Here is a 26539-nt window from a genome sequence, read left to right as displayed (position 1 = left end):
GGGATTGGCGCCGGTTACCTCGCGAGGTTATTTCCGGCGCCCATTCAATGACATCCAGGGTTAGTACTGGTCACTTTCTGTCATGGGTCGGTCTTTGCGACGGCGAAGCATCAGGCGAATGATGCCGATGATCAGCATCACTGCAAACGCACCGCCGGCGGTGAATACCAGGCTTGCGGCCACTTCCGGACTGGCGCCGTTATCCTCAAACACGGTCTGATACGCAAACAGGGGAAGTATCGGCGTCAGCGGCGCCCCTTCGATGGTGCCACGGGCGGGAACCAGCAATACCACAGCGGCCTCCAGCAAAAACAGCTGGCGCAGCCAGGACCAGCGCCAGTTACGCATAAACCACCAGCCCGCAGCCAGCAGTACCACCACACCGCCGGCGTAAATCGCCCAGGCCATTTTGAATTCTTCTGCCATTTTTTCGCTTATTGATCTTTCGTTAGTATTGCCGAATGGGTTTTACTCAATCGTCGCCGATCCAGACCACGATGTGATCTTCATAATCCTCCGGGTGCACCTGCTCTTCGCTGATCACCTGGTCGCGCACCGAGATCCCCGCTTTATGCACCGATTCCGGGTCGCCGGAAACCAGCGGATGCCACTCCGGTAACTGCCCCCCCTGGGCCAGTATGCGATAGCCGCAGGTGGCCGGAAGCCAGCTGAAGTTGGCGGCATCCTCCGGCGTCAACTGGATACAGTCTGGCACCTTCTGTTTGCGGTGCGGGTAGTCACTGCAACGGCAGCTGTGAATATCCAGCAGCTTGCAGGCCACGCGGGTGGTGTAGACCTCACCGGTGTCCTCGTCTTCCAGCCGATGCAGGCAGCAGCGACCGCAGCCATCGCAGACGGATTCCCACTCCGCTTTGGTCATTTCTGCGAGGGTCTTGCGCTGCCAGAACGGTCGTTGGCTTACCACGTACACAACTCCGGTTTTCAGCCGCGAGGCAGTTTACTGTTCTGCGCGGCGATTGCCCGCATTTCATCGTCCTGCACCGGCGGCATCTGCAGATAGTAGCCCTGTTCCTGCAGCGCGTGCATGACCTTGTGCACATCCGCGCGCGCCAGTTTGCGCTCGGGGGTAATCAGCATGGTGGTGACGTGCACCGGTGTGCCGAACAGTTCCCGCAGGTTTTCTGGCACCCTGGACACACCGTCCTGCTTCTGCACATACAGGTACATTTCATCCTTGCGCGGACTGCGGTAAATATCGCAAAGGAGTTTCATCAGGCTTTTCTCAATCGATTCAGTTCTTCAAGCAGCGGCTCGCCGACAACGGCGCGGCGCCAGCCCAGCAGGCGGCCTTCCAGCTCCGGGGCTGCGGCCTGCACCAGGTTTTCCAATTCTTTTTTGCGCACCAGGATTTCCGGCGGCATTCCAGCTTGTTCGGCGAGCTCCGCGACTTTCTGCCGCAGGAGTTTCAGCTCCTCGCCCTGCTCGCGGTTCAGCGGCATGGGCATGCGCGGCGGCAGATCCAGGCGCTCGCTGGCGCTGGCGATGATCTGCAACAAAATCTCGCCGTATTTGCGTATGGTTTTGCCCTCGAGCCCGGGCTGCCCCAGGGTGGCGAGGTGCTTGGGCATGGACTGGGCGAGGCCGAAACAGACATTTTCTTTCAGCAGGTGATTGCGCGGCATATCCCGCGCGCGCGCTTCGCGCTCGCGCCAGGCGCACAGGTCCTGCAACACCGCCAGCTGTTTCTGCCGCAGACGCCAGGCCCCCTTCACCTTGAGATAGTAAAGCTCCGGCGCTTCGGTTTGCCGCGCGGACTGGATGATTGCATCGCAATCTTCCCGCAGCCATTCCAAGCGCTCCTGTTCACGCAGTGTTTTCAGCAGCATGCCGTAAATCAGCGGCAGCCACGCCACATCGAGTGCGGCATAATTTTTCTGCGAGTCACTCAGGGGACGCTGCAGCCAATCGGAACGGGTCTCGCTTTTGGGCAACTCAATCTGCAACAGCTGCTGTACCGTAGCGGCGTACCCAAGGCCCGCGCCCATACCGGTTATGGCGGCGGCCACCTGGGTATCGAAAATCGGCTCCGGTACCGCGCCGAGCAGGCGATCCAGGGTTTCCAGATCCTCGCTGCAGGAGTGCATGATCTTCACCACGCGGGTATCCAGCAGCAGCTCCTTCAGCGGCTCCAGGTTGTCGATGGCGAGATTGTCGATCAGATAGCACTGCTTACCATCGCCCACCTGTACCAGCGCAGGCAGCGGATAGAAGGTTCGGCTGCGCATGAATTCGGTATCCAGCGCCACCGCACTCTGGGTTCGCCAGCGGGCGCAGAGCTCCGCCAGCTGCTCGGCGCTGTCGACCCAGATGGGCGTGGTGTCGACCAGTTGCTTTTTCGTTTGCTCAGACATCAGAAAACCAGATTAAAGGACGGTACGGCTGTTGAAGGCATGCGCCAGGGTGCCGCCGTCGATGTATTCGAGCTCGCCACCGATGGGGACACCATGGGCAATTCGACTCACGGCAACTCCCTTGGTGCGGGCGCGCTCGGCGATGAACTGGGCGGTAGCCTCACCTTCCACGGTGGGGTTGGTGGCGATGATCAGCTCAACAATACCGCCATTTTCCCGTTCACCCAGCCGTTCACCCAGCAGGTCGAGCCCCAGGTCTGCCGGCCCCACGCCGTCGATCGGCGACAGGTGACCGTGCAGCACGAAATAGAGACCGTGGTAGTTACCCGCCTGTTCGATGGCCAGTACATCCGCCGGTGTTTCCACCACGCACAACAGGGAGTGATCGCGCCGGGTGTTATTGCACAACGCGCACACCACCTGCTCGGTAAGGGTGCGACAGCGACCACAGCGGCCAACTTTTTCCACCGCCTGCTGCAGTGAATGGGCGAGCAGGCCGGCGGCATCGCGGTCTTTTTCCAGCAGGTACATGGCCATACGCTGGGCGGACTTGGGTCCGACACCAGGCAGGCAGCGCAGCGCGCGAATCAGGTCTTCAATCAGGGGACTGAACATGAGGGTCGGGTACGTGTGTTCGCTAACAAAAAGGGCCCGATCGGGGCCCGGTATACTTTTCAGGGGGCTCTAGGCAGCTCAGAGGCTCTCGGCAGCGGCGTATCAGCCGAACGGAAACTTGAATCCTTCCGGCAGATTCATACCCGCGGCGAGCCCGCCCATCTGTTCTTTCTGCACCTTCTGTGTGGCCTCCTCCACCCGGCGCACGGTATCGTTCACCGCGGCGGCCAGCAGGTCTTCCAGCATTTCCTTGTCTTCACCGAGCAGGCTCTGGTCGATATTCACATCCACCACATCGTGACGCCCGTTCATGGTGACCTTCACCATGCCCGCGCCGGATTCACCGGTAACGCGCAGGTCCGTCAGCTCTTTCTGGACTTTTTCCATGCGCTCCTGCATGTCGGCCTGCATCTTCTGGGCCTGCTGCATCAAATCGCCCAAACCTTTGATCATGGGAATCACCGCTCCATCAATTCATTCAACGTTTACGTTCCGGACAGCCATCACATTGCTGGGTCAGCCGATATATTCCACCGACTCAGGCACCAGCCGCGCGCCCAGTTCCGCCTGCAGATCCTGTACCAGCGGGTCTTTGTTGAGGGCATCGCGCGCAGACAGCAGCTGCGCCTCGCGGGTGGCCGCCACCAGTCGCGCGGGGGTGCCGCCGTGTACGGCGCCCACCTGGATATGCACAACTACCGGCTGGCCGAAAAAGTCCCCCAGCACATCGGCGAGACGGCGCTGGTGGCCCTCGTCATAGAGGCTGCTGAAAGACTGATCCAGGGTAAAGGAAAGTATATTGTCCTGCCGCCCCTGCAACTCCAGGTGCGAAGCAATGGAGTGGAGGATACCGCTCACCCCGATCTGCGGGTACATGGCCGGCCAGCTGCCCGGCGAGAGTGCGTCCAGGCGCGCCGGTGGCACGGCGGGCGCCGCCTGCACGGGCGCCTTCTGCAGTGCCACTACGGGTGCTGGTATCGGCGCAGTTTCCACTTCCGCCACCTGCTGTCGCAGCCGCTCGCGCAGTGCGGCGCGGTCATCGGTGGTTGCGGCCGGCGCGGCAGCTTCAGGCACCGCGGCAATTGCAGTTTCAGTTACCGACTCCAGCGCAGGCGCAGCAGCGGCTTCGCTTACCGGCACAGGCGCGACGGGGTCCGCCGCAGAAAACTGCGGCGCCACTTCAACTGCGGGCTTTTTTTCGCTGTTACCCCCGGTGCCCGGATAGTCCGGCTCGTACGGCACCGACTCAGGCGCTCGATCCTCGGGCTCCTCGTCCCAGGGCGGCGTGTCGTCCTGCGGCGCGGACGGCTGCACTGGCGGGGTCGATTCGACCGGCGGTGCACTGTGCTGCTGCGGGGATTCCACATGAGGCTGCACAACAGGCTCGTTCACAACGGGCGCGGCCTGTACTTCGGGAGCAGCCTGCTCTGGCACCGGCGCGGCGATTTGCGGCGCCGGAGTTTTCACCGCGGCCTGTCCCGCGCCGGCGAGACGCGCGGTGGGGATATTGGCCACACCCTGGGGCTTGAATGCCAGCATCCGCAGCAGTGCCATTTCGAAACCACCGCGGGGATCCGGTGCCAGCGGCAGGTCGCGTCTGGCGAGCAGCGCCATCTGGTAAAACAGTTGAATGTTTTCACCGGCGATGGAGGCCGCATGGCGCTGCAGCTGTTCGGCATCGCCCAGCGCGTTATCGATCGCGTCCGGCAAAACCTGGGCAATGGCAATGCGGTGCAGGATGGAGGCGAGCTCCGCCAGCGCAGCACTGTAATCCGGCGCGTGCTGGGAGAGGTCATCCACCGCGGCGAACAGCGCCGCAGGATTTTCATCCGCCAGTGCCTGCACCAGCTTCCACACCAGGGTGCTGTCGAGGGTGCCGAGCATCGCCCGCACTTCCGCCTCGCTGATCTTGCCACCGCCAAAGGCGATGGCCTGATCGGTAAGGCTCATGGCATCGCGCATACTGCCGTCGGCGGCACGACCGAGCAGCCATAGGGCCGCCTCTTCAAACGGCACCAGTTCTTTTTCCAGCACGAAGCGCAGGTGTTCCACCACCCGCTCCGGGCTCATGTTCTTGAGGTTGAACTGCAGGCAGCGGGACAACACGGTTACCGGCAGCTTCTGCGGGTCGGTCGTCGCAAGCAGGAATTTGACGTGGGGCGGCGGCTCTTCCAGCGTTTTCAGCAGCGCGTTGAACGAGCTGTTGGACAGCATGTGTACTTCGTCAATCAGGTACACCTTGTAGCGGCCCCGAGTCGGCGCGTACTGCACGTTTTCCAGCAGCTCGCGGGTGTCCTCCACCTTGGTGCGGGAGGCCGCATCCACCTCGATCAGGTCGACGAAGCGTCCATCGGCAATCTCGGTACACACCGAGCACTGGCCACAGGGCTCGGAACTGACACCGGTTTCACAGTTGAGGCACTTGGCGAGAATCCGCGCGATGGTGGTCTTGCCCACCCCGCGGGTACCGGCAAACAGATAGGCGTGGTGCAGGCGGTTGTTGTCCAGAGCGTTGATCAGTGCCTGAAGCACGTGCTCCTGGCCCACCATCTCCCGGAACAACCGCGGTCGCCACTTGCGCGCCAGTACTTGATAACTCATTCGCTCTCCGCACCTTTGAGGTGCCCTGGTTTGGACGGACATGCCGCTACCGGCATTCGAGAAGTCGGCCATTATACCGGCATCACCGCACAGGAATAGACACCCGCCAGAAGTCGCTTTTAGTCCACCATATAGGAACGACCGTACCAAGTAATGGGCCTCGACAAGGCCAATCGGTCAGCTTATCGTGCCAAAACGACCTCTCGTCGATTGCTATACGCCTGTGTTATAACTTGCCGGGCCCGACTCAAAGCAACCACAACTATCACAATGAGCGCAGTACGGGGAATCCTCTTACCGATGAATAACACCCGGAAGACACTTCTGGAGAAGCTGTTTGCCGAACACGGCCAGGCACTGGTGCGCTTTGTCACTCGCATCGTGCGCAGCCCCGAAGACGCCGAAGACATCGCGCAGTATGCCTACCTGCGCCTGCAGAACCTCACTGACGAGAAGGATCTGGAGAACCCGCGCGCCTACCTGTTCCAGATCGCCAACAACCTCGCCCTGGATCAACTGCGCCGCGGCAAACTGCATATCGATTACATCAACCAACAGCTACCGGTCGACAGTACCGGTGAAGACGACCAAGCCGACCACCAGTCGCCGGAGCGGGTACTCGCTGCGCGGCAACAACTACAGGCAATCCACGAAGCCATGGACAGCCTGCCGCTCAAGTGCCGCCAGGCCTTCCTGTTGCACCGCAACCGCGGCCTTTCCTATACCGAAATTGCGGAAGACATGAACATATCCGTCAGTAGTGTGGAGAAGTACATACTGCAGGCGTTGAAGGTCTGCCGACAGAAGACCGGAAACTTCTGATCCCGTTACTACTCTCAGTCTCGATACACACGGCTCGAATGCCCCAGCACCTTTAGAGAGTCCGGCGGCGTTTCGCCCAGTATTGGCGCCTCTGAACCAGACTGGCGCACGTCGACCGACGAATGCACCGCCGTGCAGCAAGTTTTTTGAAATTTGTTTGAGGGGCTGAGACGGTCACACGTCTTACTTATGAGCAGCGGTATCCAAACGAGAAAAAACGGATCCCGTGAGAAAATTGTGCTAAATTTTTTAGCGTTTTATCGCAAAAATTGCACAGGACGTTCTCGGTTGTTGATTTGAGCGCCTTCCCGTAGCACCATATTGGTGCAAGAAAGCAGTCGAAGCTTGAGGAAAGGCACTAACCACCCAAATGACAACTTTGACAGGCAGTTCAACAGGTTATCGGAAAACAAGGTATTAGTGCGGTGAACCCTCAGGAAGTACAAGACGTACCAACGGAAGACAGGCTTGATCAGGCGTGTGCCTGGATCGCGTGCCTGCGTTCCGATGCGCTCAGCGATTCCGACCGCCGCGCCTTTGCCCACTGGATGGCCGAGTCTCCGGCTAACCGCAAAGCCTTCGACGAAATGGCCGAACTCTGGGGCGACCTGGGTGTGCTCTCGCACCTGCCGCTAGATGAGATCTACCCGGAGAGCGTGCCCGCACCCCGTCACCGCAACAACAGCCAGTCCGCCAGCCGCCCATCGAGCCGCACGCGCGCCGCATCCGCCGCCGCAGAATCTGCCACCAGCAGCTGGAACCTGCCACAGTGGCTGATGGGCGGGAGCGCCGTCGCTGCCTGCCTGGCCGTCGCGCTTTGGATCGGCAATCAGTGGCTGCAGCAGGCCCCGACCCAACAGCAGATGTACACCACCGCAGTCGGTGAAATTCGCACCGTCGATCTGCCCGATGGCTCTCACGTGCAACTGAACACAAACTCCGAGCTGATCGTCAATTTCAGCCGCGAAGAGCGCCGCACCCAGCTGCTGCGCGGTGAGGCCTACTTCGATGTGGCCCGCCAGACCTCGCGCCCATTCACAGTAAGCGCCGGCAGCGCCAACATCCGCGTGCTGGGTACCCAGTTCAATGTGGAGCGCAACCCTGAAAACACCCGGGTTTCCGTCACTGGCGGTACTGTGGCTGTCAGTGAGGCCCGCGCCGCCAAAGGCCTGCAACCGGAATCGGTCAAATTGACCCGCAACCAGAAAGTCAGCGTGTCAGCCAGTGGCCTGTCGGAAGTTGGCCACACCTCAAAGGAAGAAGCCCTCGACTGGACCCAGGGCCAGCTGGTATTTGACGAGACACCGCTGACTGAAGCACTGGAAGAACTGAACCGCTATCTCAAGGTACCCGCAGCCGCAGCACCCGCAGTGAGCGACCAGACCCTGTCCGGCACCTTCGAACTGACCGATCCGGAAAGCACCCTGTCCGCCATTGCCGCGGCACTGGGCCTGGACCAGGATCGCAGTGATCCTCACCTGACTCTCTTGTCACCCAAGCGTAACTGAGATATAAAACTCTCTTTGGGTGATCGTACTTTTTTTAGCCAAAAGCTTGCGTCACCCACACCACATAAAGAATCAGAGCGAACGCAGATTCGGCCGCTGATCGCGCTGACTGCAGGGGTGGGACGAGAGCATTGGATTTCCGGCACTGGGCAACGCTGTCACTGACAGGCCTGCTGGCATTCTCAAAGAGTGCCCTGTCCGCCTGCCCGGAATCCGGCGTCCAACTTCCCTCCGGCCCGCTGTCCCAGGCACTGATCTCCCTTGGCAAGCAATGCCGCGTATCGCTGGTGGTACAGGCCAACAACGTTTCCAGCATCCAGGTTCGCGAGCAACATCTGGAAACCCCGGATGGCAGCATTGCCCCGGCACTTCGCCGGCTGCTGGATAACACGGCGCTGACCTTCACCCACACCGGCACCAATGCGGTGGCGATCGTCGCCCGCGCGGAGCAGCCTGCCGATCAGGAGTCCTCGAAGACACAGCTACTCCCCGCGGAAGAAATCACGGTCACCGGCCAGAGCCTGACCGGAAGTCACCTGCGCCACCTCAAGCTCGACAGCTACGCGCCCATCGACGTGCTCGCGCAGCCGGAACTGGAAATCACCGGTGCGCAGACGATCGCCGAGCTGCTGAAATTTCTGCCTGCCGTTTCTGGCAATTCCACCAGTACCTCGGTCACCAATGGCGGCAACGGTACCGCCACCGTTACCCTGCGCGGCCTGCCCGAGAGCAACACGCTGGTGCTGATCAACGGCCGGCGCATCGTGAGCAACGGCTTCGGCGGTGAGGCAGCAGACCTGAACACCATTCCTCTCTCCGCCGTGGACCGCATCGAAGTACTGAAAGATGGCGCCTCGGCAGTGTATGGCTCCGACGCCATTGCCGGCGTAGTGAACATTATTCTGCGGCGGGATTTTGACGGGCTGGACGTAAGCAGCTATTACGGCCAGGCGGAGCGCGGCGACCAACAAACCAATTCCTACAGCATCACCTGGGGCGCCGGCAGTGAGACCGGTCACCTGATGTTCAGCCTGGCCCACTACCGCCAGGGAGAAATCCTCAGCCGCGACCGGGACCTTTCTGCCTCCGCAGACAACCGCGCCCGCGGCGGCACTGACTTGCGCTCTTCCGCATCGCCCCAGGCCTATATCGCCCTGAGCGACAGTGTCGTCACCAATACCGTCGACGGTATCCGCCCGTGGACCAGCGGTGACCTCTACGACTTTCGCGAATACACCTCGGCACTGGTGCCCTCCGACCGGCAGTCCCTGTATGTCGCCTTGAGCCGGACCGTTTCCGAGTCGATTGATGCTTATGCCGAAATAATGTCAGTACGGACGCGCTCTGAATCGACGTTGGCGCCCACCCCGGTTTTTACCCGCTTCGATAACGGCGACCTGAGTATCGCCAGCAACCAGGTTTACAACCCTTTCGGCGAAGAAATCACCGACGTGCGCAAGCGGGTACTGGAGCTCGGTCCGAGGGTACAGTCCAATGGAACCGATACCTGGCGCCTGAACACCGGCCTCAAAGGCCAGGTCAATGACTGGCAGTGGGAACTTACCGCCGCCGCCCATTACACCCAGGCCAGCGAGACGCTCAACAACCTGATCGATCCGAATCGCCTGTCTCTTAGCCTTAAAGGGCCGGACGCCTGCAGCGATGCCATAGGCTGCATACCGGTTAACCTGCTCGGCGCTCCCGGCAGCATCGACGACACACAGCTGGACTATATCCGCGGTGAAAACCGGGTTAGCGGTGCCAGCCGTATGTCCTCGGTCACCTACATTGCCAACGGCCCGCTCGGCACCAGTGCCGCCGGCGATATTCTCGCAGCGGCCGGTATTGAAATACGGCGCGAGGCGATCGATTTCACCTCCACCGACTCCGACGGCCTCTCGCTGATCGGCGGTGCGGCGTCCGGTGCGGCCCAGGGCAACCGCCTGATCGGCGAGGCATTTGCGGAAATTTCCCTGCCACTGAGGGCCAACAGCCTGTGGCTCGATGGCGCCGTGCGCTATTCGGAATACAGTGACTTTGGCAATACCGCGAACCCCAAAATGGCACTGCGCTGGCGCCCCTGGCCCTCCCTGTTGTTGCGAGCCAGCTATGCCACCGGGTTTAAGGCACCAACCCTCGTCGACATGAACCAGACCGGCCACCAGAGCCAGGAATTCCTGTTCGACCCCTGCACCAACAGCAACGCTGCCCAGTTACCCGGCTGCAACGGGCGCGCAGACCAGGACCGCATCCAGTATCTGACAGAGTTCGGTGGCAACCCGGACCTGCAGCCGGAAACGTCCGACAACCGCTCACTGGGTATCGTGTGGACACCGGGCGATTTCACCGGATTCCATGCCAGCATAGACCTGTATGAAATCCGCCAGAACGACGTGATTGATACCAGCCCTCAGTACCTGATCAATCAGAATGCGTTTAACGGTCTGTTTGACGATCGCGTGCAACGCGACAGCCAGGGCGACATTACCCGTGTGATTGCCACGCGATTAAATATTGGTGCGCGCGATGTTCGTGGCGTGGATGCCAGCATGCGTTACCAATATCAAAGCCGGGAAATTGGATTGCTCCGCTGGTCCCTGAACAGCAGCCATATGTCGAGCTATTTGAATCAGCTGGCGCCCGGCAGCCCCATCGAAAACCTTGCCGGCACGTTTGCCGATGCCGCCAGTGGTGGTGCCGGGTCACTCCCGGAATGGAAGGCCAATACTGGACTGTACTGGCAGCGCGGACGCTGGGAGGGTGGCTACACCATCCACTACGTAAGCGAGCTTGAAGAGAGCTTCGCACTCAACGATCAAACCATCACTCGCACCATCGACAGCTGGTCTACTCATGACCTGCAATTGGCTTACGGCGTGCCCGGCGGATTCCGATTTGCCGTGGGTATCGACAACCTGCTGGACCAGGAACCGCCATTTGCGGCGTCGGCCTTTAATGACAATTTCGATGCGCGCACCTACGACCTTTCGGGGCGCTACTGGTACACCACACTCAGCTTCAGCATGTGATGCTGCCGGTGCCAAACCGACCCTCGCTTTTTCACCGAAATTTGCCCTGTACCTGACGCCTCTTACCCGTCCCCAGTAAAAACTCGCGCACAAAAATTTCGTATTTTTTTTCATCTCCTGACGTCGCAATTGGTACGCCCGAACCAAAGGCGCAATTTCATTCACGAAATCACTTGAAGAAAGAAAAATTGTTCTAGGGTTGTTAGCAAGCCTCTGTTGATAGAAGTAAGCAGTTGTCAGGGAGGGCGCAGCCAAATTCGGCGAACTTTAGTGGTATCAGGAGAGGTACACCATGGACAGAACCCGTCTTTCTCGGGCAATCAAGGGCGCGATCGCGGCAGCCGCGGTTTCAACTAGCTTTTCCTCTGTTTCTTTTGCCCAAGATACTCAGGCAGAGGTTGAGGAAATTGTCGTAACCGGTTCACGGATTCAACGTGCGACTGATGCCAACAGCGCCACCCCTATCAGCGTGTTTGATGCAGCAGCACTTGAGCAGTCAGGCCAGACCACTCTGGAAGACTTCCTGCAAAATATTCCATCCATGACCGGTGGCCAGCTGGGCTCTTCCGTAAACAACGGTAGTGGTGGTCTCGCAACTGCGTCGCTGCGCGGTCTCGGCTCTTCCCGCACATTGATCCTGATGAATGGCCGCCGCCTAAGCTCTTCCGGTGGCGCCACCGGCGTGGTGGATTTGAACACCATTCCCACCTCCATCATCGAGCGCGTGGAAATTCTGCGCGACGGCGCTTCAACCATTTACGGTTCCGACGCCATCGCCGGGGTTATCAACATCATCACCAAGAAAGGATTTGAGGGCGCGGAGCTGACTGTAGATTACGGCTCATCGACCGAAGGTGATGGCGACGAATATCTTGCCGCAGTGACCTTTGGTACCGGAAACGACAAAGGCCATGTAATGGCGAACGCCCAGTACACCAAGCGCGATGATATCTGGCAGGGGGATCGCAACTTCTCAGATTGCCCACTACGCGAAATTGGCGGCAACGTTGTTTGCGGTGGCAGCTCTACCACCACCCCCGCGCGGTTTTCTCCCGAATCCAGCGCCGACCAGCTGATTGTCGATCCGGTTACCGGAGAGGTCCGGGCATTTAACGCGGCAACCGACGCCTATAACTTCGCAACCGCCAGCTATCTGGCAACACCCCAGGAGGTTGCGTCGATTTACGGATACGGTAGTTACGAGCTGTATGACTGGAAAGACGTTACCACCTTCCGGGGTTTCAGTGAGCTTTCTTTCGTCAACCGCCGCTCCGACCAGTTAATGGCCGCAGAAGGTACTTTTTGGGCGCCCGAGGTACCGACTACCAACCCCTACAACCCGCTGGATGAGACCGTAACGATTGGTCGCCGCCTGGAAGAAACCGGGGGCCGTTCATTTACTCAGGACCTGAATACCTGGCGTGGTGTGATTGGACTAGAAGGTGAGTTCTGCAACGAGTGGACCTGGGATCTGTCTTACAACTACTCCCGCTGGGTCGACTCCCAGATTGACCGTGGCCGCGGCAACACCGTCCGCTTTGAAAACCTGCTGGATCCCGTAGCCTGTGCCGAAGACCCTGCATGTCTGGCCGCTGTTGAAGCATCAGGTGTAACTGCCTGGAATCCCTTCGCCCCAGGTACCCTGACACCAGAAATGCAGGCCTATGCGCTGGTTACCAACTCTCCGGTCGAGCGCTCGAGCCTGCGCAGCGTTCAGGCCAACCTGGTCGGCGATTTCGGAGAGTGGGCGCTAACCGGCGAAGCACCTGCCTGGGCCATTGGCTACGAAAACCGCGCTGAGCGCACCGATATCGTCCCCGATGGCGCCGCTCAAATCGGTCAGATCTATTTCGTGAATGGCGATGCCTGGGGCGGCAACTACAGCGTTGACGAATTCTATGGTGAGGTCCGCATCCCGATCATGGAAGGAAGCCCCTGGGTTGAAGTGCTGGCCGTTGAAGCCTCCTTCCGCTATTCCGATTACAGCACCATCGGTGACGACACCACATTTGGCGCTGTCCTTGAATATGCCCCGCTGGATCAGCTTCGCTTCCGCGGTACCTACTCCGAAGGTTTCCGTGCACCGGGCCTCGATGATCTATACCTGACGTCGACAGTGTCTGCCGAATCTTATGCGGACCCTTGTAACGAATATGGTGCAGCCGATAACCCCAACGTACAAGCCAACTGTCTTGCAGATGGCATTGCCCCGGGCACAACCATCGCCTCAACCCAGGCCACCGGCCTGTTCGGCGGCAACCCCGACCTCAAAGCAGAGAAGTCAGAAAGCTGGACCCTGGGTATTGTATGGACGCCGACCTTTACCGATGACATGGGCTTCACCCTCGACTACTTCAACATCAGCATCGACGATGCCATCGGCACCCTTACCACCGACACCATCGTCCAGGGTTGTTACGAAAGTGCCAACTTCAGTTCGCCACTGTGTGACCTGATCACCGGCGCTGCAGCAGTGGGTACCAGTCCTTTAGCGACCAGCCCTTACCGCGCATCTGACCTGACTATTGCGGGACAGCTGCTGAACAGCCAGAACGTCGCCACCTTTGAAACCTCTGGTGTCGACCTCGGCTTTGACTACAGCATGCAGGCAGGTCCCGGTATCTTGAGCGTCAATGCCAGCGCCACTTACCTGAACGAGTGGAAATACCGCGGTAGTGAGGCAGACCCGGAGATCGATCTGGCAGGCTTCTACGGTGCCGACCCGGTAACCACCGCGATCGTGGCCTTCCCCGAGTGGAAGGTGTACGCCACCTTCGGCTACGAATATGACTGCTGGAGTGCGTTTACCACCGTGCGTATGCTCGGCGATGTAGACGACTTCGATCCGTCCCCCGGAGATCTGGCGACCCATATTGATACCACTTGGTACCAGGACGTGAACTTCAACTACTTCCGCTGGGAAAGCATCAAGATCACCGGTGGTATCCGTAACATGTGGAACCAGCAACCCCCCTACGTCACCAACTACGATGACATGAACACCCTGATGAGAAGCTATGACACCGTCGGCCGCTTCTTCTACGGCAGTGTGACCTTCCAGTTCTAACATTTCCTGGCATGATCCAGCGAGCCTCGCCCATTGGGCGGGGCTTTTTTTTTGCACTCTTATCCGCAAAAGTCATTTAAGTCAACAAAAGTGCTTACATTCAGGTTACACAGAAATTTTCTGAAATTATTTTTTTAATTTTCACTGAGGGAACTTTTACCCCATCCGTTAAATGATCGTTGGGAGGAGAATGACCACTTGGGGGTAGTCATTCTGATCAATCGCCAGTTCCTGGCAACACACTATAAATCCAACGATCAAGAGAGGATTTACGATGAAAAAGAACCTTCTGTCTTTGGCAGTTAAAGGCGCACTGGGCCTGACCGCTGCTGCAATCATGGTTCCGGCTATGCCGGCTTTTGCGCAGGAAGACGAGGCGCAAGCAGTTGAAGAGGTGATTGTTACCGGTTCCCGTCTGCGTGTAAGCCAGACTCAGACCGCCACCAGCCCGGTGACTGAAATCAACGCCGAAGAATTCGCGATCAACGGTGCTACTACCGTTGAGGATCTGGTGAACCAGTATCCGCAGCTGGACATGAACTTCGACAACTTCATGAACAACGGCTCCTACGGCTACGCGTCTGTATCCCTGCGTAACCTTGGTGCTGAGCGTACCCTGACCCTGGTAAACGGTCGTCGCCTGCCGTCCGGTACTTACGAGACCACCGACCTGTCCATCGTCCCGGCAGCCATGGTAAAGCGCGTTGATGTAATGTCCGGCGGCGCATCTGCCGTATACGGCGCGGACGCCGTTGCTGGCGTTGTGAACTTTGAGCTGGACGACGAGTTTGAAGGCGTTGGCGTGAATGTTGGCTGGCAGGGCTACCAGCACAAAAATGACAACAAGTACATGCAGGGCCTGCTGGATGACGCGGGTTACGACTACCCCACCGGCAGCGGTGTCGATGGTGGCAGCAACAACCTGGATGTAATGTTTGGCACCAGCTTTGCCGAGAAAGGTAACTTTGTTGGTTATGTTACCTATCGTGAAAACGAAGCCCTGATGCAGGGTGACCGCGACTACTCTTCTTGTGCCCTGGGTCACAGCTCCACATCTCGCACCGAGTACTGTGGCGGCTCAGCTACCGCGAATCCTGGTAACTTCCTGGTTGATGGCAGCTGGTACACCGCTGACGGTGACGGCAGCTTCACCCCTGGCCGTAACGTATACAACTACGCGCCGATCAACTTTTACCAGCGCCCGGATGAGCGTTACACCGCTGGCTTTATCGCCAAGTATGAAGTGAACGAACACTTCACTCCGTACACCGAGCTGATGTATGTACAGCGCAAGAGCGGTGTGCAGATCGCAGAATCCGGCACCTTCGGCGCCGCGGTTACCGTACCGTGTGACAGCGCCCTGATCGGCAGCCTCTGTGCCGACGCGGGCATCACCGATGAAACCGTCACCGCTCGCCTGTACAAGCGCAACACCGAGGGTGGCCCGCGCCTGTGGAACGACGAGAACGAAAGCTACCGTTTCGTTATCGGTGGCAACGGCGAAATCAATGACAACTGGACCTACGATGCTTCTCTGACTTACGGCGAAAACAGCGCCGAAAGCCAGGGCTACAACGACTTCCTGTTCAGTCGTATCGCCGACGCAGCCACCGGATGTCAGGCAGGCTCCTTCGAAGGCTGTCTGCCCTACGACATCTGGAACAACAACATTTCTGTTGAAGCCGCCAACGCACTGGCCGCAGTCAGCTGGCAGAATATCGATACCACCTTCACCGTCCTGCAGGCTTACGCAAGCGGCGACCTGGGCTTTGGCCTGCCGTCCGCCAAAGGCGAAACCATTGGCCTGGTAGCGGGTGTTGAATACCGTGAAAATACCTTCACGCGCGCGTCCGACGCCAACTCCCTGGCCGGTGAGTTCGCTGGCGCGGGTGGTGCCGACACCAACCTGGATGCAAGTATCGATGTAACCGAGGTGTTCTTCGAGTCCTCGATTCCGCTGCTGGCAGATATGGGCGCACTGAACAGCTTTGGTGCAGAGCTTGGCTACCGCTACTCCGATTACAGCACCTCCGGTGGTGTAAGCACCTTCAAGCTGGGCCTGAGCGCACGCTTTGCCGAGGACTACCTGGTACGCGCCAGCTGGAACCGTGCAATTCGCGCCGCCACCCTGAACGACCTGTACACCCCGGCCACCATGGCACTGTGGAGCGGTACCGATCCCTGCGCTGGCGAGGATCCTGAAGCCACATTCGAACAGTGTGCGCGTACCGGTGTAACCGCCGAAATGTACGGCAACATCGATCCGAGCCCGGCTGGCCAGTACAACATGTTCTCCGGCGGTAATGACGAGTTGACCCCGGAAGATGCCACCACCTTCACTTTTGGTGTTGCGGCTACCCCGGTTGACAATCTGAACCTGGCGATTGACTACTACAACATCGAAGTGGAAGACGTAATCTCTACCGTTGGCGCCTCCACCAAGCTGAACGCCTGTTTGAGCCAGGGTCTGTTCTGTAGCGATATCCGTCGCGACACAGAAGGTACCGGTACTGGCGACCTGTGGGTGGGCAACAGCACCGAGGTTGCAACCGCGGGTATGATCTTCAACCAGATCGGCAACAACGGCATCATGGAGCGTGAAGGTATCGACCTCAGCGCCAGCTATAGCTTCGATATGGGCGTAGGAAGCATGACTGCTTCTTTTGTCACCACTTACGTGTTGAAAGACTACTTTGAGCCGATCCCCGGTGATGAGAGCTCTTCCTATGACTGCGCCGGCCTGGTTAACGTGTCCTGCCACTCTCCGGAATGGCGCCACATTGCCAACCTGCGTTACAACCTCGACAGCTGGAGCGTAGGCATGCGCTGGCGCCACATCGGTGGAGCCGCGTTTGAGGATCAGTACAGCGGCGAACTGCTGGGCTATGCGGCAGACCCCTACCTTTCCAGTGGCGGTCGCGGTCTGGACTCCTATGACTACCTGGACCTGTCCGCAGCAGTCGAAACCACCTACGGTACTCTGACCCTGGGCATCAACAATGTCTGGGATAAGGAGCCGCCGCTGGTTGGCGTAAACCTGTCTGAAAACGGTAACGCCCTGGGCGGTTACGACCAAGCTGGCCGTTACATGTTCACCAGCTTTAACGCTCGTTTCTAAGCCTGGTAGACATTTAGTCTGAAAAGCCGGCGGGCCAAAGCCCGCCGGCTTTTTTTTGTAAATTAGTTTTGTATTGCGAAACTGCAGACATAAAAAAACCGGAACTTTTCAGCTCCGGCTTTTCACAACAGCCATGTAATGATGTCTAAAGAATCATCTTTCAAGAAAAGAAATTTTCCACTGGCGCAACAGAAATTCAGTTTCCACGCTGCGAAATAGGCTGACTGTCAATCTCTCGCATCTTGTCTTTATGTGCGCGATCGATCGCATCCCACTCAGCTTGCGAATAGCACAATCTGCGTTTAAAACGGCTTCCTGTAACTTCCGTAATCTTGCACACTTCATCGCTGGCTGAGGCTGCCAGCGACTCCGAAGATTCCGTTTCGGTGCTGACACATGCGTATTGAGACAACGCCAGCACAAGCAATCCCACCAAAGTACTCCGCTTCATTTTATTATCCTGTTAAGCAAGTGATTTAAAGAAGGGAAGCGTTATTTTGTTCCAGCAGTCGGCTGCATGTCAAAAGCGATGGTGAGCCGTGCCTGTTCACCAGTAAATGGCACAGTTCCGTGCCACATATAAGATGGAAACAATGCCAGGCAACCCGCTTTAGGCTGGATTAGTCGTCGGGCGGGCAACTCAAGCCCCAGGGATTCCAATGGTGAGCCAAACTGCAGCCAGCCATTTTGTGCTTTATCCCCGATTTGAACTTCGTGCGGTAATGACACGTGGAATGCCGAGCTCAACCAACCCTGGTTGTGAATGTGGTTGGAGTGACGACCTGCGGATGCGAGCCGCACCGACCATGAACCCACAGAGCGCACCGCCTTCAAATTGCGCGACAAAAACGGGTGCTTTGCATCTCTTGGCAGTGTACCCAGCCAGTTTTCCACTGCCGACTGTAAAGCCAGCCAAAGCTCGTTGAGCACGGGATCCTTGCGGCCGAACAATCGGCCGGGAGTCTGGGAGCCACCGCGAACACTTTGGTTAATAGGCTCTCCAGATACCTGATGCATTGACTCCAGTTTTTTCTGAAGTACGGTGAGAAATTCTTCGTTGCTGGCATATCCAGATGGAGGGGCAATTTGTATGTATTCAATCAGATTTTCATAATCGAACAACCAGTATTCACGCGCATCATTTTGCAGTCGCCAGAAAATCCCGAGATTCGCCCAGGCCTCCTGATTTCCCGGATCCACGACTACTGCACGACTGGCACATTCATTCGCGAGATCAATCTCCTTTCGCCGAAAAGCGTGCCTCGTGTACGCATTGAGAAACCCTGCATTGTTGTTCCATTTTGATGCAATACTGGAAAACAGACGTGATGCTGCTTCAACTTCCCCTGTATTCTCGAGCGCCTCGGCGAAATACCAGGACAAAACCGGGTTATCCGGCTGCCGCAGACGCAATGGCAATAACACGTTTAGTGCTTCATCCCAATATTTAGCCGACAACAACATCCGCACAAAGCTAATATGCAATTCCGTATTTTCAGGCTGCTGTTTTACCGCGCGTCTAAACAGACGAAAAGGATCATCTTCTCGGGGCAAGCGTTGTCTATTTTCCCAAAGAATATTTGCGAGAGTTTCCTGCGCGCCGGCATAACCCGGATTCTCATTTACCAACTGCTGCGCACCGCGCACTGCGGTTTCCAGTTGACCGGCATCCTGCAGCGTGCCGTTAATCGCATTTCTTAAGGCTGGTGTACCACCACCTAGCTTTACTGCCTTGTCAAAAGCAGACAAAGCCCCATCGATATCACCGGTAAGTCGCAGTGCCATTCCGAGCTCAGCCCAGGCAAACCGGTGGTCAGGCATTAGCTTTACGGCCCGCTGCAAAAATGCAGTGGCAGCATCAAATTGGTGCCGCGACCTGAACAACTTTCCCTGCTTGACAAGAAAGGCGGTGAAGTTTTTCAAGACCACCCGATTCCCGGGAAGCAGAGATAATGCGCGCTCGAATGCTGAACTCGCCTCGGCAGGAAACCCCTGTTCTCCCAGACACATTCCCAATAATTGATGAGCATCTGCAGCGCCGGGCTGCTCACTGGCCAAATCGCGGGCCATACCCAGAGCAGTTTGAGATTTACCGGCTATCAGGTGTTGCATCGCTTTTTGGAACTGCGTTGCCTGTGTCGCCGAGAGCACTTGATTCACGCTGGTCACACCTCTTGAGAAAGAGTTATGGATTCATTCAACAGGCCTTATGCGCTATCTCCGCGGCCACGTTACAATGCGCCGGTCTTGCACTACTGATCGTGAAGTCACTAAACATTGAGGGTAATCGACAGCGAATGAAAAACCGGCACCATTAACAGGCAATCTATGTGCCAGCTATTTTCTGCCCGGACGACGCACTTAGCGGAATCACAGACCACTGCCCGCACAAAGGCACTACACTCTCGAACAAGGCGCAGGCCAGTCTCTCTGCAACTTAACTCCCGGATTTCTGATATCAAATGGATACTTTAACCGCCTTCCTTACCCTCCTCTTCGTCATGGACCCACTGGGCAATATCCCGGTGTTCCTTGCGGCACTGAAGAACGTGCCGCAGCGACGGCAGCTATTCGTCATCATGCGCGAACTGATCTTTGCGCTGATTGTGCTGCTGGTATTCCTGTACGGCGGACGATTCGTACTTGCGTGGCTGGGGCTATCGCAGGAAGCGATACGGATTGCCGGGGCGATCATCCTGTTCCTGATTGCCATTCGTATGGTGTTCCCCATGGAGGGAGGGATCATGGGTGAGCGTCTGGAGGGAGAGCCTTTCTTCGTGCCACTGGCTGTACCGCTGGTGGCCGGCCCTTCCACCATGGCGATTCTTATGCTGATGACCAACAGCGAAGGGGAGCAGCTATGGAACTGGACCCTCGCGCTGCTCGGCGCCTGGGCGGTTTCTGCGGTGATTCTGTTGGCGTCGTCGCCACTTGCGCGACTGTTGGGCAATCGCGGATTGATTGCGGTCGAACGTCTGATGGGAATGGTACTGGTGATGCTGGCGGTCCAGCTGTTCCTCGACGGCATCAAGCAGAGCCTGGGTTAAACACCGCTAACGCTGCTGCCCGACAATTTCATCTGGTAACTCTCAACTATTCAGAGCTTTTGTCGGGCACAGACTTTTCTTTCGATAGTTCACTTCAAGAAAAACATCAGACACCCAGTATTGATTATTTTTTCACCACGCAAAATTATTACCCCAGCAAATGGGGAGTCATAATTTTTTTATTTTAGTTACATACATCCTAAATAAATACGAAATTTAAGATAACGTATTTAAATTGAAGAAATGTAACGGACGGTTACACTTCTTTACGCTCAAAAAATAAACCCAACGAACAAATAACAAACAGATTTTTCACTAGTACTGAGATACCAAATTGTCAGGTTAGTTCCACTATTAAAAATGATCCTTTAAAGTCAGCTCGCACTAAAAATACAACAAACCAATAAAAGTGCCTCTAACGACATAAAGGATGCATTTATGATCAAGACCAAGTTGAGTATCGCTATTGCTGCGTTCGGTACCCTGGCTGCTGCTGCGGTGTCCGCTCAAGAAACCGCCGCTGGTCCGGTTGTTGAAGAAGTAATTGTTACCGGCTCACGTATTGCGCGTGATCCGCTGTCCACCACTGGCCCTATCACTATCGTAGATTCCGATGCCATCCAGCGCTCCGGCGTGGGCACCATCGACGAGCTGCTGAACCAGCTGCCGTCCATGGGTACCACTGGTATCAACGCCAATGACAACAACGGCGGCCAGGGCCTGTCCTTCGTTGACCTGCGTAACCTGGGCTCTGCACGCACCCTGGTACTGGTCAACGGCCGCCGCTTCGTATCCTCTGCTTCCGGCGTAAGCTCTGCAGTAGATATGAACAACATTCCCGTTGAAATGATCGACCGTATCGAAGTGCTCACCGATGGTGCTTCTGCGGTTTACGGCTCCGATGCGGTAGCCGGTGTTATCAACGTGGTAATGAAAGATTCTTTCGACGGCCTGCGCATCAACGCGCGCGCTGGCGCCACTTCTGAAGGCGGCGGTGAGAACGGCGATATCTCTTTCACTTTCGGTAGCGAAGGTGAGCGCGGTAGCTTTATCGCGAATATCAGCCACAGCCAGCGTGACGAGATTACTTACAACGACCGCGACTGGGCCGGCCTGACCAGCTCCATGGGTCCGAACGGTAATATTTTCACCAACTACGGTAGCTTCAGCGTTGGTGAAGACGGCGTAACCCTGGGCAAATACGCCGGTTACGACATCGGCCAGCACATGTGGCTGTCTGGCGCCATGGAGCGTACTTCCGGTACCGCTTCCGGCAAATTCTCCGTCACCGACAGCGTCGAGCTGTGGGGTGAGGCGAGCTACACCACCAAAACCACCAACCAGCAGCTGGCTGCACAGCCGATGTACGCTGGTAACGGTTTTGAGCTGAACCCGGAAGAGCACCTGCCGGAAGCGATCAAAACCCAGCTGCAGGACGCTTGGCAAAAAGCCGACGACGCCTACCAGATCGAGCTGGCTGCGTACAACGCTGCTGTTGCCGAGTGGGAAGCACAGGGTAGCCCGGAAGGCCTGGAGCCAACTGCACCGGTAGCCTCTCACGGCACCGATTGGGTTGACGGCTTCTCCGACTTCCGCATCCGTCCGGTATCCGGCGGCACCCGTTCTTACGAGCAGACCACCGATACCTACCGCGTTGCGGCAGGTTTCCGCGGTGACTTCTCCAACGGTTGGAGCTGGGACACCTTCGCGAGCTACGGCAAGAACGAAGGCGACAACGTAACCCTGAACTCTTACAACAAGACCAAGCTGGAAGAGATCTTCAGCGGCGCAGCGGGCCTGGACTTCAATTTCGCGGGCGGTATGAGCCCGGAAATCATGGACTACTTCCGCTACGACGATCGTGAAAACAACTCTTACGAGCTGTTGAACGTTGGTGCGGCTATTTCTGGCGATATCGACGCGATCCAATTCCAAGGCGGTACCCTGGGCTTTGCGGCGGGTGTCGAGTACCGCGAAGAATCCGGTGAGTTCAACCCGTCTCCGGAAACCCAGAGTGGCGAAACCTTCGGTAACCAGCAAGACGCTACCGGTGGTGAGTACGACGTAACTGAAGTATTTGCCGAGTTCAACCTGCCGATCCTGCAGGGTGCGCGTTTTGCAGAAGAGCTAACCGCTGACTTTGCTGTTCGCTACTCCGATTTCAGCACCTTCGGTGGCCAGAGCACCGGTAAAGTGGGCCTGGTATACGCACCGGTTGAAGACGTGCGTTTCCGTACCAGCTACTCCACTTCCTTCCGTGCGCCGGGCATCTACGAGCTGTTCAGCGGTTCCGCTCAGAGCTACGAGTACCTGATCGACCCGTGTGACACCAGCACTTCCAACAAGGAAGGCCAGGGCGACTACTGCAACATGGTTGGCGCCAACTTCACCCAGGCTGGCAACCAGGTTCCCACCAACATCGGTGGTAACGAAGAGCTGACCCCGGAAGAAGCGCAAACCTTCACCGCCGGTATCGTGTGGACCCCGAGCTTTGTAGACGACCTGTCTATCACTCTGGACTACTACGATATCAGCATCGAAGACGCCATTACTTCTCCGGACCTGCAGCGCATCCTGGATGACTGCTTCCGCGACGGTATCGCGAGCGCGTGTCAGTTCGTTACCCGCGGTGCTGGCGATCAGATCGTTGCACTGGAAGGTGCGAAGATGAACATCGGTAAGGTTGATACCCGCGGCGTCGACGTTGACATCGTGCACAACCTGCACTTCGATGCTGGCCGTCTGGGCCTGCGTGCTCAGGCTTCCCGCCTGCTGGAGTACAACGAGTTCAACGAGCAGTCCGGCACCGAGTCTGACTACCTCGAATACGTTGGCACCACTGGTGGCCTGTACGTGAAGTGGCGCGGCCTGGCCAGCGCAACCTGGTACGGCAACGACTGGGATCTGGGCGCTGAAATGCAGTACTTCGACGATGGCTACAGCGCGTACAAGCCGGTTAAGTCCATGACTTACCTGAACCTGCGCGCTGGTTGGGACCTCAACGAAGCGACTCGCCTGTCCGCCGGTATCGACAACGTATCCGACAAAGAGCCGGAAGACACTTCTGGGTACGGCGACTGGAACAGCTTCTACGACTTCCAGGGTCGCTACTTCTGGGCTGGTGCTTCTTACCAGTTCTAAGTTGCCGACGTTCAGTCGATGCAAGCAAAAAGGGGGATGCCATTGGCATCCCCCTTTTTTTGTTATGGATGGTTTTTGAGGTACTCGAGTTTACGGTTGTACGCCTGCTGCGTACCGGGGTTTTCCGCGAGGGAGAATGCCGCGGTGAAATGCTCGCGAGAATCCTCTATGTCACCAAGGCGATAGCTGGTCAGCCCCATCAGGAAATGAAAGCGGTGATCATTTTGGTACTGCCACAGAGCCCGCTTCAGTTGCCGCTTTGCTACTTTGTAATCCCCGTGATCATAGGCATTGCGCGCCTGGTAGTAGAGGTAATAGGGGTTTTGTTCCCTGTGTCTACGGGCCTTGTCTGCGTAGTGATCCGCGAGAACAAAGCGCTGCTGCTGGCGGTAGAGTCGCTCCAGATTACTGATGGCAATGGTGTGGTCGTGCTGCAGCTGCAGTGCCTGCAGATAGCTCTGCTCCGCAGCCAGCTGTTGCCGGTTGCGACTGTAAAAAGCACCGAGATTTGCCCACAGGTCGCTGCTTTGTGGGCGCAACACCAGGGCCTTGCGTAAATAAAGGAAGGCCTGCCGCATATCCCCCTGCTGCATCCACTCGAGGCCGCGATTGCTGTAGTACTGGGCGAAGGCTTCCGTGTCCGTGAGTTTGCGCTGGTCGTAAACCGGGTCATACGCGGCGAGGTTAAAGTCCACCACTCTGCGCCCACGGCTGGTTTCCGACACCATGTTGATATGCCGGTACACAACAAATGTATGTGACTCCGCATGCTCCCATACCGGCGGCACTTCTACCTGATTGAAATAGGCATCCGCCCCCAGCTCCCGGGCCATGGCCACCATCATTACCGTGAACGCCATGCAGTTGCCCTGTTGCTGATAATAGGTTTCAGAGGCTGTAAGGGTCCTGTCGGCCTGATACTGCACGGTAAAATCGCGATTCTCAAAACCACGTAGCAAGGCAACCAATCGCTGCTGGGGGCTTTCCCCGGGTGCCACCTGCGCCAGATACCCGCGCAATTGCGGCTCGAGCCCGAGAATGTCGTCGTCAGGCAGGGACTCAGGTTCTACCGGCTCGGCAAAAAGCGCTTCCCCGGAAAGCAGCCAGGGCAGATCGATAGGGGACTCCGGCGCAGGCGACATACCGCCGCATCCAGCCAGCAGTAACAGCAGAAAACCAACACTCATCGCCGTGCGGAGACTCGGCGCCTGTGACCAGACTGGCACCGCCAGGTCAGAATTTTTCGGGGTTTTCATCATTATTTTCCCCATTTAGTGTTTTGGATTTCTGATTTTCCACGATTCCTGTCGCAAAGGAATCCTTTTTGCAGGCGCATTTCCTGTTTCACCTGTAACTGTTCGCCAGTTTTTAAGACGACTGTTACACTGCCGGAGACTTTTCATTAAAGCTATAACAACCGGGATTGCAGATATGACATCAAATGTCGCAGACGTCACTACGACGGCCCCCCGTGCTGGCTCGGGCGAATTGCTCGGCCATCCGAAAGGACTTTACATCTGTTTTGCTACCGAACTCTGGGAGCGATTCTCTTTCTACGGCATGAAGTACCTGCTTCTGCTGTATTTGACCAAATACCACTTGTTCACCGACAGCGCCGGCTATGACGTGCTCGGTGCCTACGCGGGCCTTGTTTACGCACTCCCACTGATCGGCGGCCTGCTGGCCGACCGCTATCTGGGCATGCGCAAGGCCGTACTGTTCGGCGGCATCCTGCTCTGCCTCGGTCACCTGCTGATGGCGGTGGAAGGCCATGCCGCCATTTCCTATGCCGCTGGCACTGTGCTCAGCGAAGCCATCACCCTGAACGACGGCAGCGTGATCGCCGCCGGCACCACGCTCACCGAAGGTGTGATCATCCAGGACGTCGTTGCCCTCAAAGTGTTCTTTATGGCACTGGCGCTGATCACTGTGGGTGTGGGCTTCCTCAAGCCTAACATCTCCACCATCGTCGGCCAGCTCTACGCCAAAAATGATCCCCGTCGCGACGCCGGCTTCACCATCTTCTACATGGGTATCAATGTCGGTTCCTTCATGGCGACCCTGCTGTGTGGCTGGCTGGGAGAAACCTATGGCTGGGGCTACGGCTTCGGTCTGGCGGGTATCGGCATGGTAGTCGGCCTGATCACCTTCACCTGGGGACAGAAATACCTGGATGGCCTGGCCGAGCCCAGCCGCCCTGAAGTCCTGAAGGAAAAGGCCGTCGGCCCGATCAACAAGGAATGGGCCGTGTACCTGGGCGGTATCGCCTCCCTGGCGCTGGTATGGTTCCTGGTTCAGAGCGAGCCGGTGGTGCACCTGGCGCAGAACAGCCTGCTGATTGTGGCCATTGTTGGCCTGATCCTGTTCTCCATGCTGCATAAAGACAGCAAGGGCAAGGACATGATTGCCATTGGCATGGCCGCGGCCACTGCTGCTCTCGGCCTGATCTGGGCTTTCACCAACGTGGATGTATGGCTCGGTTGCATGCTGCTCGGCCTGGTTGCCTTCATCGGTTACGGCTTTGCCCGCCATTACAGCGAGGAGTTCTCCCGCACCGTGGTGCTGATGGTGCTGATCACCTCCACCATCGTGTTCTGGGCACTGTTCGAGCAGTCCGCAGGCTCCATGACCCTGTACGCGGACCGCGTACTCGACCGCACCGTAGGTGACGGCGAGATCCGCGCTTCCATGTTCGGCTCCCTGAATGCCGGCTTCATCATGCTGCTGGCGATTCCGTTCGCTGCCCTGTGGGTGTGGCTCGGCAAGCGCGGCTGGGAACCCAGCACTCCGGTCAAATTCGGCCTCGGCATCATTCAGGCCGGTCTCGGCTTCGGCGCACTGGTTCTGGGCGCGGCCTTCCCCACCGAAGCCGGCAAGGTCGCGATGATCTGGCTGGTACTGGCCTACCTGCTGCACACCACCGGTGAGCTGTGTCTCTCTCCGGTGGGCCTGTCTGCGGTAACCAAGCTGTCTATCGGCAAGGTCGTCAGCGTGAGTATGGGTACCTGGTTCCTGGCTACTGCCCTGTCTGAAACCGTGGCGACCCGCATCGGCAAGATGGCGGCCATGCCTCAGGAAGGCGGTAGCGATATGGCCTCCACCCTGGCCACTTACACAAGTCTCTACGAGTACCTAATGTGGTGGGGTCTCGGCGTCGGTGCGCTGATGATTGTCATCTCGCCGCTGCTGAAAAAAGGTATGTGCGGTATTCGCTAATCG

At 57.6% G+C, this 26539-nt stretch carries 18 protein-coding genes; 8 read left to right on the top strand and 10 right to left on the bottom strand.

All coding sequences use genetic code 11. The annotated features are described in order from the left end of the window. Window positions 1-60 precede the first annotated feature (60 nt). The 7 genes from R5R33_RS13765 to dnaX all read right to left on the bottom strand — a co-directional run bounded on the left by R5R33_RS13765 (window position 61) and on the right by dnaX (window position 5588). Window positions 61-426 carry a hypothetical protein gene (locus R5R33_RS13765; protein ID WP_318953275.1) on the bottom strand — a complete coding sequence of 122 codons (366 nt, stop codon included), beginning with the start codon at window positions 424-426 and terminating at the stop codon, window positions 61-63. Between the two features lie 46 nt (window positions 427-472). Then, on the bottom strand, window positions 473-925 hold the full coding sequence (locus tag R5R33_RS13760; RefSeq protein ID WP_318953274.1) for a YcgN family cysteine cluster protein: 453 nt from the start codon (window positions 923-925) through the stop codon (window positions 473-475). A gap of 17 nt (window positions 926-942) precedes the next feature. Continuing rightward, complete coding sequence (locus R5R33_RS13755) at window positions 943-1233, bottom strand: YcgL domain-containing protein (protein ID WP_318953273.1); 291 nt, start codon at window positions 1231-1233, stop codon at window positions 943-945. Continuing rightward, complete coding sequence (rnd, locus tag R5R33_RS13750) at window positions 1233-2372, bottom strand: ribonuclease D (RefSeq protein WP_318953272.1); 1140 nt, start codon at window positions 2370-2372, stop codon at window positions 1233-1235. Before rnd ends, R5R33_RS13755 begins: the two co-directional genes overlap by 1 nt. Before the next feature lie 12 nt (window positions 2373-2384). Then, window positions 2385-2987 (bottom strand): recombination mediator RecR, encoded by a 603-nt coding sequence (recR, locus tag R5R33_RS13745; RefSeq protein WP_318953271.1) that lies wholly within the window; start codon window positions 2985-2987, stop codon window positions 2385-2387. A 102-nt stretch (window positions 2988-3089) separates the two neighbouring features. Beyond that, window positions 3090-3440, bottom strand: coding sequence for a YbaB/EbfC family nucleoid-associated protein (locus R5R33_RS13740; RefSeq protein ID WP_318953270.1), 351 nt, complete (start codon window positions 3438-3440; stop codon window positions 3090-3092). A 63-nt stretch (window positions 3441-3503) separates the two neighbouring features. Beyond that, entirely contained in the window at window positions 3504-5588 is a 2085-nt protein-coding gene (dnaX, locus tag R5R33_RS13735) for a DNA polymerase III subunit gamma/tau (RefSeq protein WP_318953269.1), read from the bottom strand. A 300-nt stretch (window positions 5589-5888) separates the two neighbouring features. On the opposite strand from dnaX, the gene R5R33_RS13730 reads away from it, so the two are divergent. The 5 genes from R5R33_RS13730 to R5R33_RS13710 all read left to right on the top strand — a co-directional run bounded on the left by R5R33_RS13730 (window position 5889) and on the right by R5R33_RS13710 (window position 17132). Next, the gene (locus R5R33_RS13730; RefSeq protein ID WP_318953268.1) at window positions 5889-6410 is read left to right on the top strand and encodes an RNA polymerase sigma factor; all 522 of its coding nucleotides are present in this window, start codon (window positions 5889-5891) and stop codon (window positions 6408-6410) included. A gap of 425 nt (window positions 6411-6835) precedes the next feature. Beyond that, window positions 6836-7918, top strand: coding sequence for a FecR family protein (locus tag R5R33_RS13725; protein ID WP_318953267.1), 1083 nt, complete (start codon window positions 6836-6838; stop codon window positions 7916-7918). A gap of 131 nt (window positions 7919-8049) precedes the next feature. Next, a complete protein-coding gene (locus R5R33_RS13720; RefSeq protein ID WP_318953266.1) occupies window positions 8050-10947 on the top strand; it encodes a TonB-dependent receptor in 2898 nt (965 codons plus the stop codon). A gap of 292 nt (window positions 10948-11239) precedes the next feature. Further along, window positions 11240-14014 (top strand): TonB-dependent receptor plug domain-containing protein, encoded by a 2775-nt coding sequence (locus R5R33_RS13715; RefSeq protein ID WP_318953265.1) that lies wholly within the window; start codon window positions 11240-11242, stop codon window positions 14012-14014. Window positions 14015-14288: 274 nt separating this feature from the next. Continuing rightward, entirely contained in the window at window positions 14289-17132 is a 2844-nt protein-coding gene (locus R5R33_RS13710; protein ID WP_318953264.1) for a TonB-dependent receptor domain-containing protein, read from the top strand. Between the two features lie 196 nt (window positions 17133-17328). Here R5R33_RS13710 and R5R33_RS13705 read toward each other — a convergent pair whose 3' ends face one another. Together R5R33_RS13705 and R5R33_RS13700 are read right to left on the bottom strand one after the other, a co-directional pair. Beyond that, on the bottom strand, window positions 17329-17583 hold the full coding sequence (locus tag R5R33_RS13705) for a hypothetical protein (RefSeq protein ID WP_318953263.1): 255 nt from the start codon (window positions 17581-17583) through the stop codon (window positions 17329-17331). Between the two features lie 41 nt (window positions 17584-17624). Then, on the bottom strand, window positions 17625-19292 hold the full coding sequence (locus R5R33_RS13700; RefSeq protein ID WP_318953262.1) for a putative 2OG-Fe(II) oxygenase: 1668 nt from the start codon (window positions 19290-19292) through the stop codon (window positions 17625-17627). Window positions 19293-19594: 302 nt separating this feature from the next. Between R5R33_RS13700 and R5R33_RS13695 the strand changes: the two genes are divergently transcribed. Together R5R33_RS13695 and R5R33_RS13690 are read left to right on the top strand one after the other, a co-directional pair. Beyond that, window positions 19595-20179: a MarC family protein gene (locus R5R33_RS13695; RefSeq protein WP_318953261.1), complete on the top strand. Its 585-nt coding sequence runs from the start codon at window positions 19595-19597 to the stop codon at window positions 20177-20179. Window positions 20180-20617: 438 nt separating this feature from the next. Then, window positions 20618-23320, top strand: a complete 2703-nt coding sequence (locus R5R33_RS13690; RefSeq protein ID WP_318953260.1) for a TonB-dependent receptor plug domain-containing protein — start codon at window positions 20618-20620, stop codon at window positions 23318-23320. Window positions 23321-23382: 62 nt separating this feature from the next. Here the strand turns inward: R5R33_RS13690 and R5R33_RS13685 are convergent, their stop codons facing one another. Continuing rightward, entirely contained in the window at window positions 23383-24576 is a 1194-nt protein-coding gene (locus R5R33_RS13685) for a tetratricopeptide repeat protein (RefSeq protein ID WP_318953259.1), read from the bottom strand. 175 nt (window positions 24577-24751) lie between these two features. Between R5R33_RS13685 and R5R33_RS13680 the strand changes: the two genes are divergently transcribed. Beyond that, window positions 24752-26536, top strand: coding sequence for a peptide MFS transporter (locus R5R33_RS13680; protein WP_318953258.1), 1785 nt, complete (start codon window positions 24752-24754; stop codon window positions 26534-26536). Window positions 26537-26539: the final 3 nt, after the last annotated feature.

It is taken from the genome of Microbulbifer pacificus (genome assembly GCF_033723955.1).
In the GTDB taxonomy this organism is placed as follows: domain Bacteria; phylum Pseudomonadota; class Gammaproteobacteria; order Pseudomonadales; family Cellvibrionaceae; genus Microbulbifer; species Microbulbifer pacificus.
The sequence above is the reverse complement of the archived record's forward strand: the minus strand, read 5'-3'. Positions and strand labels throughout refer to the sequence as shown.